A 14887-nucleotide genomic window follows, 5' to 3' on the forward strand; every position below is an offset into this window, starting at 1 on the left:
CACAGATTATAAATCTACTTTTTAACTACACTAATGGTCTGATATTTTTGATCATCCTGAAGCATGATATGATATAATCCCGCATGAAGATGACCTAAATTTAATTGGATATCCTTGGCATTATAGCTTTGACGGAAAACCAATTGTCCTGCTGCATTAAAAACAGAAACTTTTCCAATCACCTCTTCGGACTGAATTCTCACTTTTTCACCCACTGGGTTTCCGTAAATTTTCAATCCATCGAAAGTCAGTTCCACCAAGCCTGAAGGCGGTGCTACAGATACGGTAGTAGGTTCACTGAATATATCCAAACCTGGTACAAGTGGACTTTGAACCAAAGCAAAGTAAGATCCGCTATCCTCAGTGGTTACACTATCTATCTGCAAGGTAGCCTCTTCAGCGCCTTCCACAACCATATCTTCACCTTTTATCCAGGTATAAACATTGGAAGAACCACCTACATTCACTGATATTGCTAGTGTGTCACCGGTATCCAGATCCAGTGCTGTTGAATCACCTACATTAGCCTGAGGAGAATATCTGAATTCCTCTACCAGGGTATCTTGTGTAATGACCACATTACTTTCCAAATCTTCGAAAGTTAAGAAGTTATCATGTACCCTGACTTTAGCACCATCTCCCCATACAATTCCTGACATGTCAGGTAGGTCTGTCAAATTATTTCCATTTAAATATAATCTATCAAGTCCACTTGAGGTCAATAATTCCGGAGGTAAAGCATCGTAATTACCATCGTGGAAATACAATTTAACCATAGATGGTAACGTGAAAAACGCGCCTGGGACCATGCCTTCTATTGGCGATCCTTCCGTATTGAATTCTGTCAGGTTTACCATTTTTTCAACCCCTTCTGTTTCAATAGATGTGATACCACTAAATTTCAACTGGAAGCGTTCGACTTTTGTCCAATTCCAAAGAAAAGATGGCAATGCACCTACTAGAAGTGAATCATCTCTAAATTCAACCTTACTTGATAACTCGGTTAGATTACCAAGAGATTCCTGTAATGTACCAATCAGATGCATATCCCGAAAATCTACCCCTACTACTCGTCGTGTCAAACTATCTACAGTAACTCCTTCCCAGGTATCAATGGGTCCGTTTAACCAGGAGTCATAACCTACCCATGTTTCACCACCGTTAAAGTTGTAAAGATCCACAAGTGCTAAAGAATCCATACTGGCTGCATTTCCCAATAGCACGATATCATGAGAAACAATATCTAAGCCCGGAACAAGTGGACTTTGTACCACGACATAATAGGTCCCTGCATCTACAGCTTCATCGAATGAAGTTATGACAAAGCTTTCACCCTCGCCTACCAGATCTTCTCCTTTTATCCAAGAATAGACATTCTCACTTCCACCGACCGGCACTTGTAAAGTTACTTCACTACCTGGCTCAGGCATTAAAGTCATCATTTCACCCACTTTAGCCTGCGGAGAGTATCTGAATTCTTCAACCAATGTATCCATGGTTAATACAATATTATCCTCTAGATCCTCAAAAGTCAAGTGGTTATTGTGAACCCGTATTTTTGCTCCTTCAGCCCATACAATATTAGACATATCAGGTAGCTCAGTAAGATTGTTTCCATTTAAATATAATCTGTCCAATCCGCTGGTAGTGACCATTTCTGGAGGCAAGGCATCATATTCTCCGTCATGGAAATACAATTTCTGCATTGAAGGCAACATGAAAAATTCAGCTGGTACCATGCCTTCTATAGGTGATCCTTCAGTATTGAATTCTGTTAGGTTTACCATTTTTTCAACGCCGTCTGTTTCTATGGAGGTAATTCCACTAAATTTTAATTGGAAGCGCTCAACTTTTGTCCAGTTCCATAAGAATGAAGGAAGTGCACCCACCAACAGAGTGTCATCTCTGAACTCTATCTTACTTGAAATCTCGGTTAAATTTCCTAGCGTTTCCTGAAGTGTACCGGTCAGATGCATATCTCTGAAATCCACTCCGACTACACGTTGAGTAGCGCTGTCGACAGTTACACCTTCCCAATCAGCAATTGGTCCATTGAGCCAGGTATCGTAACCCTCCCAAGTATTTCCACCGTTATTATTATAAAGATCTGCCAATGCTATTGAATCCTGAATCAATGGTGACTGATATAGATATACTGGCTCAGAAACAATATCCAGGCCTGGTACAAGCGTACTTTGTGCTACAGAATAATATTTCCCTGAGTGTACTGCAGGATCAAATGACTCTATTTCGTAAATCGCTGTCTCAGCAACAATTTCATCATCCCCATCTAACCAAATGTATACATTTTGCGATCCGGGTATCGTAGCATCAAGCCTTACAGTATCTCCGACATCGGGATACATGAAAGTTAATTCAGATGTCGTCATTTGTGGTGAATACCTGAACTCTTCCACTGGCATTTGATCCTGAATAGAAACGTTAGGTTCTAAATCTTCAAAGTCCAATTTATTATTATGAACTCGGATTTTTGCCCCATCGCCCCAGGTAATGCCTGACATGTCCGGTATTTCAGTAAGGTTGTTACCATTGAGGTAAAGTCTGGTGTAGCCGGAAATAGAGGTTATATTAGGTGGTAGGGCATCATACTCGCTATCATGCAAATACAATTTATCCATGGCAGGTAACTCGAAAATCACCGCTGGAACCATACCAGCGATCGGCGTATTCTCAGAATTAAACTCTGTCAGGTTAACCATATTTTCCATGCCGGTGACATCTATCGATGTATAGCCACAGAACTTTACCTGAAACCTTTCGACATTCACCCAGTTCCATAAGAATGCCGGCAGCTCGCCTGTTAATCCTTCGTGGCCATTGAGTTGAATCTTGCCACTCATTTGGTCCAGGTTGCCCAGACTAGAAGGTAATGTACCTACCAATGACATATTAATAAATTCTACATGGGTAACGCGTTGTGTCGCGCTGTCTACGGTCACATCTCGCCATGTCGAAAGAGGACCATTGAACCAGGATTCGAAACCATCCCAGTTTTCACCTCCACATTGATTGTATAAATCCACTAAAGCCAGTGAGTCTGCTGCGAGATCCTGCGCATTTAGGTTTGAGGTAAAAAAGCTTAGACATGCCAACAGGCATATCGTAAAAAGTTGTCTAATTGTTGCCATAATTTTCATTGTTTAGTAAATCAGTATTTTAAAGGTTTTTCTTGACGATTGTATTTTTGATTCAACCACAAGGTGATAAATCCCACTATTCCATTCTGAAAGTTGGATTGTAGTTTGTTTTTCACCATTCGTATTCATGCTTTTGACTCTTTGACCTAAATGATTATATATTTCTATGCGGTCTATGGTGTATTCAGATTCGATGTTGATTAGATCACCATTTGATGGATTGGGATAGATTTTTATGTCAATGGCATCCAGGTCCTCTATATGAGTAAAGATACCGAAAACATCATTGATGATATTCTCATCATTTACAACCGTATAATTTCTGGTTTCCGGAGTTTGATTTTCAAATTCCTCCCCTTTTCGATAATTGTAGGTAATGACATCACCCGCTGTTTTCTTAGGCAAGGTAAAGGTGTACAATTGGTCTCCCATCTTTTCCATAAGGTATCCGTCGTTCCAATCATTGTCGATACCCATCAAATAAAGATTATCTCCATCTGTATTGGCTTGAACATTAAAAGTGACATCTCGATTTAAGATTCCAAAGAGCGTATCACCAGTTACCTGCCGGTCAGCAACTCTAAAACTAAGAAATACATTGCCTGTAATAAGTGAGTCCATATTTTCCTCTCTGGGCATCAAAGTGAGTACAGTATTGCCCAATGAGTCTGTGGAATAAACGGTATCCGTGACTGCAATTGTGGTTCTTGAGAAAACATCCCAATCATATTCATCATCTGCCAAAGCTGTAGTAACAGTCCAAGTATGGTCCCCTGCCACTTGATCACCATTACTGCCGTCGTCGTAAAGTTGAATTGGCACTATTCTCCAGCTGCCTTCAATGACCATGTCCGTAAAGGATTCACTACCATCCTCGAAATAAAGGGTCACTTCAGATCGATCTACGGTAACCACGTTTTCCACATCTATGGTTTCCCCAGGGATGACAGTTCCGGAATATAGACCATGAATGCTTCCTTCCTGATACTGTACAGAAAGTATTTCCGTACTGTCACTCAATGACTCATTTAAGGTAAGTAGGACTGATTTTGAGATATAATTATCTAAAGGCCCTGCCAGAAGTGTCTTGTTTATCACTTCATAGGTATTGTTCCCTTGAACAACAAATGACGCATCTTGAATTGAATTCGCATCAATAAAATAATCGAAATTTAAGATGATTCCACTACCATCTAAAGTGGTAACAGCCGAAAGGAGTTGAGGAGACTGTCCCGCCCGATTCTCTACTTCCATTTCATCTAATGCATTAAGCTTCCCGCCATTTTGATCAGCAATAACCGATCCTTCATAACTCAAAATCACACGCTCTTCTTCTGCAATTGCTTCACTTAAGAAAATTCTGACTTCTCTGTCGATTCTACCTCTAATTTCAAATCCACTAACCTCATGAACTTGTCCATCAGCCTGTACAATCAAGCCTTCATATCCCTCTGATCCGGCCATTCTTTTTGAAAAGTACAAATCAATATACTGACCACTATCATGGACCACTGCCTTTTGAATCACGGGGGCGACAGGTTCAGGTACCAGAAATACTCCTTTAGTAAATACTTCACCATAGTTGCCATTGCTATCATAGGATTTGACATAATCATTTGTAATCCTTGTAGTGTAGTGACCATAGTCAGATTCTTTCACACTGGAGATACTATATGTTTTATCATCTCTCCCAAATCTACTCAGTCCTTCTTTAAACCATTGATAGGTAATAAACTCCTCTTTTGTTCCTGCCTCAGTACAAATCATCTCAACTGATGAGCCCAGCGGTGCTACGATTTCCTGAACATCACCCACATCAAACATATCCCTTGCTTCCAGTCCAAACTCCATTGGGTTTGGCGAAACTGAGTAGAAAAATTCAACGATCCTTTCCATTAAGAAATAGGAGAAACGACTATTGTAAAACCATTGCGTCCCTTGTAGATTTCTTGCACCTTCAGCTCCCAGGAAATCCAGATTAGGGACATAATCATAATTATTATATCGAACATTGATTTTTCGAATATCCGTACAATTACGAAATGCATCAGAAATTCCTTTTCCGAACCATGCGGCCTCGGTATCGAAATGTTGTAAGGACTTTAAGTACAACTCATCTGGTATGATTTCATCTCTGAAACCATCATTCCCATTGACCCGAAACTGCTGCAATGCCGTTAAGAGTCCAACATCATGCGGAACATATCCAGACAAATTGTTCTGCCCGTCTGTTCTCCGACCAATAACCGGCCAGAGCCAGGTCACTCTACCGATCGTTTCCGTAGAGTTAGGGAGAGCCCGCTCTTCCACTCTTACACCAAACCATTCTGAAATGGGACCGTCAAACCACTTGTTAAACCCTCCGTCATAAAAATCCTGCCATTCAGTGGAAAGGTTTTCACGATTAAAGCCCTCCTGATTAGATATCCAGTTAGGACCATCTGTGGCCCAATAGAAGGCTACTAAAGCCAATGAGTCCTGCTCTGCAACTTTAAATTGTGAATGAATGGATGTGAAGGCAATCAAGCCCAATAAAACAAGTATATATTTTTTGATTGCTATCATCATTTTATTGTTGGACAATTATAGAGCATTTTAATACATAGGAAGTGCCATCATATCTGGGTACAGCGCCAGGATGCAGCGCATCGACTTTGAGAATTCCTTTATTGAGTGAATTAATGGCATTTAAGTCTGCAACAAAAGCGATAAAATCACCACGCTCCACCCGATCAACTACTGTAGATCCATTTGCTGATATCTCTGCCTCTGTTGTGATTCTTTCTACATCTCCAGCGGATAGAGATTCAAGATCTGTATCTGCTGCAATGTCAATCTTCATAAATTTAGTGCTGTTCTCTACATTTAGATCAAGGTCTAGCCTACCAGATGCTGGAGCTGCAATGACCGAGTTATTATTTGCAGGATTATAATAAAAAATAATGTCTATCTTCTCCTGGATTGCAACATTTTCAGCCGAGAATGTGCTATAATTAGACTTTATGTCCTGATATACCATACCTTCTGAAGCAGCAATGGCATCGTGAAATGTAGCATCTTTTGCATAAACGACCAATTCATTATAGACCCTTACAGCGGGAACGACTTCTACCGTTGTTTCCTTCTGAACTTTTCCCGATTCATCGATTAATATGACCGTGATTCTTGATTTATTAGCATCATCCGGAATGATGTAATCATACCGCACTTTAAATTGCTTTATTCCAGGTCTGATGGTGCCGAAATTATGATCAGCGAAAGGATCGTCATACGAATCGTCACTGACGTTATATCCGGATCCATTCTTTCCTTCTATGGTTGTTTTGATGATACACGATTTGATGTCAAAATCAGAATCTGCTAGAATTTCAAAGCTTACAATGTCATTGGCAGCACCATTCTTTTGCCCAATAGGATTGATCTCCAAACTCGCATCCGAATCCTCATAATCCACTTCTATTCCATCTTCTACAAATCCACCACAAGCCAGCAGTATACCTGTAAGAATTAATATCAATATTTTATTTACTCGTTTCATTCGATCTTATTTCCACCAAAACATTGAATCCCAGTGATCATTGTACCAACTCAAAAAATCTGTTCCGGAACCCGGCACTGAAGCTATGACGGGGTATTCACTACTATAAATTGGTTCCTGGAAAATCGGCATTTGCAAATCGTTATTTCTAATGATCCACATCTTCGCTTCGTTTCTGCTTTCATCTGTAGTAATCGGAACATCAAAGCCATTTGATCTGGCCAAAGAAACATTTCCAGGATTATTAGCAGTTTCAGAATCTGAGTAAGCGGCCCTGCTCGGGAATTTACTTCCGCTTCCATTCGGACCAAAATTTTCAGCACCGGAGGATGCCCTCATTTCAGGCAGCATGGTCCTTCTATGATCAAAGTAAGGCTCTAGTCCAAGGAAAAAGGATGCCAACCACTTTTGCTCAGCAATGAGTGTCAACTTATCTCTCCCCCCGTTATAATCCACATCTGGTTGGGACAAATATTCTGCAAGGCCAGCTACACCTTGAGAACCATACGCTCCCTGATAACCTGAACCTGTAAAATCAGCACCATAAAAATTAAAAGAAGCCTCGATTGCGTTTTCATAATGCATCTGCGCATCCCCAGCAACCATACCACGCTCAATGGCCTCGGCAATAAAAAATTCCTGCTCAGAATAAAGAGCAATCAAAGTAGGCGTAGAAGCAGACTCCAGTAAAGGCTGTCCGGTCACATCTTCTTTTCTGAAAAAGTCTCCCAGAGCTGAAGCGAATGGAAACCCTCCATTCCATTGTGCAGCATGTGCATTATCTGTAGTGATGCCATAAAGATGTCCGGCATATTTTACCTCTCCTGGATTGCTTGGCAAAACATGGGTCGTTGGATCTGTATGCACCTTTCTGACAGGCTTGGCTATAATCGGAAGCCTTGGATCATTCAACGAAATCAGTCGCTCAATAAAGACATTACTAAATGGTGCTTCTTCAATCTTAGCTTTTGAAATATTATACAATACTGAAGGTCGTTCCACACCATCATTTTTGAAACTCGCATTGTCATCATTCGACTCCATGATGGGATAGTTTTCTGTATCGGAGAGTATTTCCTGTAAAATGGATTTTGCTTCTTCGGGAGCGGCATCTGCCATGTACATCCCCAATCTAATTCTCAACATGTTTGCAAACTTCTTCCACTTCAGGATATCACCACCGAAAACCAGGTCATTGCTTTGATTTATAGGTACATCTGATCTATTCAAAGCTTCTCCGGCATCTTTCAATTTGGCAAGTATGGCGGGATAAATTTCTGATTGTGGATCATAAGTACTGAGCAAGGGGGGCTGTTCAGATATGGGGTCAAAGTATGGTACATCACCATACAGATTAGTAATCATCGAAAATGTATAGGACTCCCAAATATCAGCGATGGCTTCATATCTGACGTCTTGCGCTTTAAGGGCTGCATTCCGAAGATTCTTAACGACCCTAATGGAACTATACATAGGCACCCAAAATCCTGAATCGTCGAAGGCATGCCAGGATTTGTGCCTGTTTCCCTGACTCAAACTCTTCGTTTTTCCGTGATACTCGCACACTGCGGGTATCACATTCCACGCCAAATAATCAAAGCCACTAACGGTCGACCACAACATGGGTATCATAAATACAGACGGGTCCACATCGCTGTCACTTTCTGTTTCCAGTAGTCCGTTAGGAGCATTTGGATTGATGTTAATGTCTTCCGGCCATGTATCACAAGAGATACATGCCATTAGCGCCATAAATAAAATGATTTTATATCTCATTAGAATTTCATGTTTAAATTAAATGCAATGTTCCGGACTGAAGGGATGCCACCCCTATCTAAGCCGGGCACAGCACCAGCCTGGTCTGAACCACTGAAAGTTTCTGCATCTACATTAGGAACTTCAGTAAAAACAGCCAGATTCCTTACCACTATTCCTACACTTACATTTCTCATCTTGGCTTGCTTGACCCATTGATCCGGAATGGTGTATGACAAACTAAGTTCTCTGATTTTGAGATAACTGGCATCGTATATGACCGCCTCCGGAATCTCATTATCCATTACATTTTCCCAGTATTGCTGACCTGTCAACCCACCTGAACTAAGTCCTGATTCCTTTAGCACTTCTGCAGTCAATTTTTTATAGTTTCCATCATTGTCCAGATACATTCCATCAGGTACAATGTATTCTCGTTCCACATAATTACCATCAGGACCGATTCCACCTAAAAGGGTCTCTTCAGAAAGACCTCTGATGTTCAGGTTATAATTGGTTGAAGAATAAAAAACACCCCCATATCTGACGTCCACAAGGCATCCCAAACCGAAATTCTTATACTTTAGATCGTTATAGATAGATCCCATCCAATCAGGGTTATAATTGCCGAGAAAGATCTTACCTCCCCGCTGTGTGTCACCAGACCGGGTATAAAGGATCTCCCCGTTTGGAGCTCTTTGATAACCTTTACCATAAAGCGCACCCCTTCTTTCTCCCAGTCTGTCTTCCACAAATAAATGTGTTGTTACACTTCTGGAAAGAAATGCTTCAGGGCTTTCCGGGTCATATTCTTCCACAACTGACCGATCGTAGGACCAATTCAATGTAGTGTTCCAATTAAAGTTACTGTTTTGTATAATGTCACCATTAATCAGTAGCTCTACCCCAGTACTCCTGATTTTGCCCGCATTCTTCAGAATAAAGTCGTATCCCGTTGTAGGTGAAACCTCCACTCTTAAAATTTGATTGGAAGTCAGGGAGTTATAGTAGGTGGCGTCAAGTTGGAAACGATTGTTGAAAAATCGAATATCCGTACCTACCTCCCAGGCACTGGTTAACTCTGGTTTGAGGTTAGCATTGGCCTTCGTATTACTTTGCACAATGGTGGCCACTCCACCCTCACCTTGCCCCCAGAAATATTGATCCTGCAAGGCATATGGTCCGGTATCATTCCCAACCCTTGCCACACCACCGCGCAACTTCATAAAGCTAATTACAGATGGTAATCTGACCACTTCATGGACCAGCCCGCTCAGTGTAAAGGACGGATAGAAGTACGAATTGTTATTGACTGGCAGGGCACTCGACCAATCGTTACGTGCAGTTACATCGAGGTAGAGGAAGTTTCTGTAGGCAAAATTGGCGAAGCCGTATAACGAGTTCAATCGTTTTTCATAAATATTATTGTTTGTAATCGGATAAACTCTGCGATTTCCAAGATTATAGATATCCGGAACTAAAAGTCGATCTACCCTACTATTGATTCCTGAACCATCCGTCTCGAGGTGATTGCCGCCAAAAGAAAAAATTGCGTTCAAATCAGGCGTGATGTCTTCCTGGTATCTCACTAAAAAGTCAGCATTCAATTCTCTCGATTTGCCCTGTCCGGTCGAAAATGCACCAAACCTGTTATTAGGACCCACCGTACTGAATGCATTCTGAGCAAAATTTTCTACATAGGATCTATTCTGCCCTACCCTTCCCATCAAAGATAGTTTCGGCGTAATCTGATAATTCGCTGTAATATTTCCCAGCAATCTCAAGTTGTCAAAGCTTCTTGTATTTTCATAAAGAAGGAAGTAGGGATTGTTCGAACTCGCCCGCCATTGCAGCTGCTGTAGTTCTTCAAGGCCTGGCACCCAATAGTCTTTGAGGGCTTGTATGTCAATGTTTCTTGGATAAAGTCGAGGATCAAATCCCTGATTATTTTCACTACTGGATTCTATGTACTTAATATTTGCACTAATTTTAAAGTCCTTATTTAAATTTAGGGTCGCTCCAAAATCGATTCGATCTGTACCTAATCCTGTGTTTGGAATGATGCCTTTCTGAGCAATGTTGGTATACGACAATCTGAAGTCTCCCGCTTGATTGGAACCGTACACGGCCACATTGTTATTATAAATCATTCCAGTTTCATAAAAATCTCTTACGTTATCTGGGTAGGCAACCCAAGGCAAATAACCATTGAATTGAGGTCTGATTTCACCATCAAATCGAGGGCCCCAATTGATTCTGGAGTCATCATTGGATATCGATCCATCCGGCCAGGTACCATTATTGCCATCAAAGTATCGATATTGACCACCCGAACCCTGTCCAAACTGATTTTGATATTTAGGAAGGATAAAAGGGGTTTGTGCGGCAATACTGATATTTAGATCCGCACCTATTCTGTCTTTTGCTCCAGCACCTGATTTAGTAGTGATCAAAATGACTCCTGCTGCTGCTCTCGAGCCATATAATGCCGCAGCCGCTGGACCTTTCAGAACTGAAATTGAAGCCACATCATCTGATGCCACATCATTAGATCCTCCGGGAACGCCATCGATCACAAAAAGAGGGCCATTGTTGCCGGCCAGTGATGTTTCACCTCTAATCACAATTCTGGCTCCACCTCCTCCGAGACCGCCACCAGCCTGCGTGATGTTTACCCCGGCTACTTTCCCAGACAAAGAATTCACCATATCTAATTCCCTCGTTTCACTGATGGACTCACCATCCACCTCTTGGGTAGCATACCCTAAAGATTTTTTTTCCCTCTTCATGCCCAAAGCCGTGATGACTACTTCGTCCAATTCCATAGATTCAGGCTCTAAGCTTACATCAATATCCCTCCGTGTGTCAACTGCAATTCTTTGTTCATTATAACCTAAAAAATTGAACACCAATGTATCTCCAACTTCAGCGCTTAGACTGTAGGTTCCATCGAAATCAGTTGCTGTACCTGCGCTCAGATTTCCAAGTGGATATACCGTCACACCGATCAGGTCCTCACCTGTTTCTGAATCGGTTACCTTTCCTGAAATGTCAATAGATTGGCCAACGCCCCAAAAATAGCATAGCACAAAGACTATAAGTAGATAAAATGTTCTCATTAAGTTTTCGTAACGGAGTATAATAGCTTAATTACCTCAATATATTCAAAAAAATTCTTCTAGCAATGATTAGACAAAAGATATATACAATTAACTTGGCGATTTTCAATCATTTATTCTACACAGACCAATGACGAAAAAACTACAGACTATTTTAACATCAGCCATCCTGGTATTTACCATTTTATTAGACGCTTGTTATGGTCAAAACTTGGTCGCCACCTCTCCTCATAGCGGCACAAAGTCAACTGAACCAGTGGATTTGGTGTACCCACTACTGGATGCCGCCAATTCCAGATGGTTCTTCTTTTCATCCGCCTGCAGACCATTTGGAATGGTCAATCTTAGCCCTGATACTCAAATCGGAGGAGCCTGGGGCAGTGGATATAGATATGACACGGATACCATAAAAGGATTTAGTCATATACATGGCTGGCAAATCGCCGGAATATCTGTGCTGCCTGTCTGCTATGAGTATAAAAGTGAATTGTGGGAGCAAGGATATTATTCCCAGTTCGATCATAAAAAAGAAGAAGCTAGCGTCGGATATCATAAAGTCGAATTGGACCGATATGACATTGAAGCAGAATTAACCAGCACTAAACGTGTTGGCTTTCATCGCTATCAATTTCGAAAGGATGGTCAACGTGCTGTTATATTTCAGAGTAATGGACGACTAGGTCCTGCGGATATGAAGAATGGACGGCTTTTGAAAGTCAACAACAAAACCATTCACGGTGAAATAACGAACGCACCTACCAGGCGAAGGCCGAAAGATCTAAAAGTCCATTTCGCTGTGCATTTCGATCAGGAGATTCATCAACTCATCGAATTAGATGCTGATCACCAACTGGTTGTCTTTGGCGATGATATTGATGAACTTAAAATGAAGGTGGCCATTTCTTATACTGCCATTGAAAATGCCCAAGAAAACATGGAACGGGAACTTCCAGGCTGGGAATTTGATCCAATCGTTCAAGAATCTCGGGAGGAGTGGAACCGTTTATTGAGTCGGGTGCAAGTAGAAGTGCCAGCTGATTCGATCACTGTCAGACGATTTTACACTGACCTTTGGCACGCATTACAAGGAAGAAGAACCATCAGCGATGTAAATGGTTCCTACCCTGATCATACCGGAGAAAATTTTAGGATCGGCCGGATTCCTCTGAATGCTGAAGGCAATCCGGAATTTAATCACTACAACTCGGATTCATTCTGGGGTGCACAATGGACCTTAACCACACTTTGGGGATTGCTCTATCCTGACATTTATTGCGAATTTGTTAAATCCATGCTGTTATACTATAAGGATGGAGGATTGGTTCCCCGGGGACCTTCCGGAGGTAATTATACCTATGTCATGACAGGTGCAAGCTCTACTCCACTCATCGTCAGCGCATTTCAAAAAAACCTTGACATAGGTGAACCCTCAAAAATCTATGAGGCGCTTAAGAAAAATCACGTTTCCGGTGGCATTATGTCTAAAGCTGGATATGAACATGAAACCAATAAGGGAGGAGGATTGGAAGATTATATGACGAAAGGGTATGTTCCCTACCCCAATCCTTATGGTGATTTCGGGTATCACCAGGCAGGCGCAGGATTGACTTTAGAATATGCTTTTCAGGATTACACCCTTGCTCAGATGGCCAAATCACTCGGGAAGGAGGAGGATTATCGATATTTTATGCAGCGTTCTAAAAACTATCAGAACGTGTATGACCCACAATCCGGCTGGATGAGGCCGAAAGACCAGAAAGGCAAATGGAAGGAACCGTTTGATCCCTATGAATACACCAATGGCTTTGTAGAGTCTAATGCCGCTCAGGCCACTTGGTTCGTGCCACATGACCTGGATGGTTTAGCAGAGCTAATGGGCGGAAAAGATAAGGCTGTTGAAAAGTTAAATGCTCAATTTGAGGCAGCCGCAGAGCGTGGCTTCACTGCCGGAGATTCGCATGCTCGAGGTGAAGATCCCACTTTAGCCAGAATTCCTATAAACTATGGCAACCAACCATCCATGCAAACTGCCTACATTTTCAATCACCTCGACAGACCTGATTTAACGCAATACTGGGCTTCCCGGATTGTCACGACTACTTTCGGGGGATTGAGTCCGCATACTGGGTATAATGGAGATGAAGATCAGGGGCTGATGGGATCATTGGCAGTTTTGATGAAAACGGGTTTTTTTCAGATGACCGGTGGTGTCGAAGCAGATCCCATCTATACACTTTCTACACCAATATTTGAAAATATAAGTTTGGTACTACCAAACTTTTCAAAACTAATCATCGAAAAGCATGGGAAGGGAGAAAAGGTAGAGCGTATCGTTTTTAATGGCCGGAATTTAAATCAACCATTCCTTTTGCATTCGCAAATAATGAAAGGCGGACACTTGGAATATTACATGAAATAGTAGTAAATTACACAGGAAATACGAAATCGAATGGACTTATCAAAAGAAGAGTTAAAGAACGCACATGACACCATGGAAATGTGGGAAGAAGATGTTCTCACAAGGTATCCAGAACCCAAAGAAAAGGCAAAGGAGGATTTTCGCAATTACGATGATCCCGCCAGAGATACTGTGCGTGAATTTTATAAGATGAACCACATTTATCAAACCTATGATTTTGTAAGATCAAAAGAAGATCAATATCTATCATTGACCAAAAAAGAAATGACACTCTGGGATGCAGTAGAGTTCTTGAATACATTGGTGGATGATTCTGACCCCGATACAGATTTAGATCAAACCCAACATTTATTACAGACCTCCGAAGCTATTAGAGCGGATGGGCATCCTGATTGGTTTGTTCTGACCGGCTTTCTCCATGACCTTGGAAAAGTTTTGTGCCTCTATGGTGAGCCACAGTGGGCCGTCGTAGGTGATACCTTTCCCGTCGGGTGCAAGCATTCTGACAAGATCGTTTACAGCGAATATTTTTCTGATAACCCCGACAGTACACACGAGATTTATAGCGATAAAATGGGAATCTATTCTGAAAATTGCGGTTTGGACAATGTGCATATGTCCTGGGGTCATGACGAATACATTTATCACATCATGAAGGATTACTTGCCTGAAGAAGGCTTGTATATGCTTCGATATCATAGCTTTTATTCACAACACAGAGAAAAGGCCTATGATCATCTGATGAATAAACACGATCACAAATTGTTTGAATGGGTTGACAAATTTAACCAATACGATTTGTATTCGAAAGCTGCAACTCCGCCGGATGTTAAGGCCCTAAGACCCTATTATGAGGATTTGGCCTCTAAATTTCTCCCTGACATTTTAAAGTTTTAAA

Annotated in this window: 7 protein-coding genes; 2 read left to right on the forward strand and 5 right to left on the reverse strand. The window is 41.5% G+C overall.

Annotated features, from left to right (window positions below; genetic code table 11):
• Positions 1-14: 14 nt before the first annotated feature.
• From L2567_RS03295 to L2567_RS03315, 5 genes are read right to left on the reverse strand one after another with little or no spacing between them, the layout of a single operon-like run.
• The gene (locus tag L2567_RS03295; protein ID WP_235296268.1) at positions 15-3149 is read right to left on the reverse strand and encodes a T9SS type A sorting domain-containing protein; all 3135 of its coding nucleotides are present in this window, start codon (positions 3147-3149) and stop codon (positions 15-17) included.
• A 12-nt stretch (positions 3150-3161) separates the two neighbouring features.
• The gene (locus L2567_RS03300) at positions 3162-5723 is read right to left on the reverse strand and encodes a T9SS type A sorting domain-containing protein (RefSeq protein ID WP_235296269.1); all 2562 of its coding nucleotides are present in this window, start codon (positions 5721-5723) and stop codon (positions 3162-3164) included.
• A 4-nt stretch (positions 5724-5727) separates the two neighbouring features.
• Positions 5728-6696, reverse strand: coding sequence for a hypothetical protein (locus L2567_RS03305; protein WP_235296270.1), 969 nt, complete (start codon positions 6694-6696; stop codon positions 5728-5730).
• Positions 6697-6702: 6 nt separating this feature from the next.
• Positions 6703-8472, reverse strand: a complete 1770-nt coding sequence (locus tag L2567_RS03310; RefSeq protein ID WP_235296271.1) for a SusD/RagB family nutrient-binding outer membrane lipoprotein — start codon at positions 8470-8472, stop codon at positions 6703-6705.
• The gene (locus tag L2567_RS03315) at positions 8472-11570 is read right to left on the reverse strand and encodes a SusC/RagA family TonB-linked outer membrane protein (RefSeq protein ID WP_235296272.1); all 3099 of its coding nucleotides are present in this window, start codon (positions 11568-11570) and stop codon (positions 8472-8474) included. Before L2567_RS03315 ends, L2567_RS03310 begins: the two co-directional genes overlap by 1 nt.
• A gap of 130 nt (positions 11571-11700) precedes the next feature.
• Here L2567_RS03315 and L2567_RS03320 point away from each other — a divergent pair, with 130 nt between their 5' ends.
• Together L2567_RS03320 and L2567_RS03325 are read left to right on the forward strand one after the other, a co-directional pair.
• Complete coding sequence (locus L2567_RS03320) at positions 11701-13989, forward strand: GH92 family glycosyl hydrolase (RefSeq protein ID WP_235296273.1); 2289 nt, start codon at positions 11701-11703, stop codon at positions 13987-13989.
• A 30-nt stretch (positions 13990-14019) separates the two neighbouring features.
• A complete protein-coding gene (locus L2567_RS03325; RefSeq protein WP_235296274.1) occupies positions 14020-14886 on the forward strand; it encodes an inositol oxygenase in 867 nt (288 codons plus the stop codon).
• Position 14887: the final 1 nt, after the last annotated feature.

The organism is Portibacter marinus (genome assembly GCF_021533195.1).
GTDB lineage: Bacteria > Bacteroidota > Bacteroidia > Chitinophagales > Saprospiraceae > Portibacter > Portibacter marinus.

What these genes read in the sequence shown, in the direction of transcription:
- L2567_RS03295 (WP_235296268.1), bottom strand. Translation starts at nt 3,149, where the DNA reads ATGGCAACAATTAGACAACTTTTTACGATATGCCTGTTGGCATGTCTA.
- L2567_RS03300 (WP_235296269.1), bottom strand. Translation starts at nt 5,723, where the DNA reads ATGATAGCAATCAAAAAATATATACTTGTTTTATTGGGCTTGATTGCC.
- L2567_RS03305 (WP_235296270.1), bottom strand. Translation starts at nt 6,696, where the DNA reads ATGAAACGAGTAAATAAAATATTGATATTAATTCTTACAGGTATACTG.
- L2567_RS03310 (WP_235296271.1), bottom strand. Translation starts at nt 8,472, where the DNA reads ATGAGATATAAAATCATTTTATTTATGGCGCTAATGGCATGTATCTCT.
- L2567_RS03315 (WP_235296272.1), bottom strand. Translation starts at nt 11,570, where the DNA reads ATGAGAACATTTTATCTACTTATAGTCTTTGTGCTATGCTATTTTTGG.
- L2567_RS03320 (WP_235296273.1), top strand. Translation starts at nt 11,701, where the DNA reads ATGACGAAAAAACTACAGACTATTTTAACATCAGCCATCCTGGTATTT.
- L2567_RS03325 (WP_235296274.1), top strand. Translation starts at nt 14,020, where the DNA reads ATGGACTTATCAAAAGAAGAGTTAAAGAACGCACATGACACCATGGAA.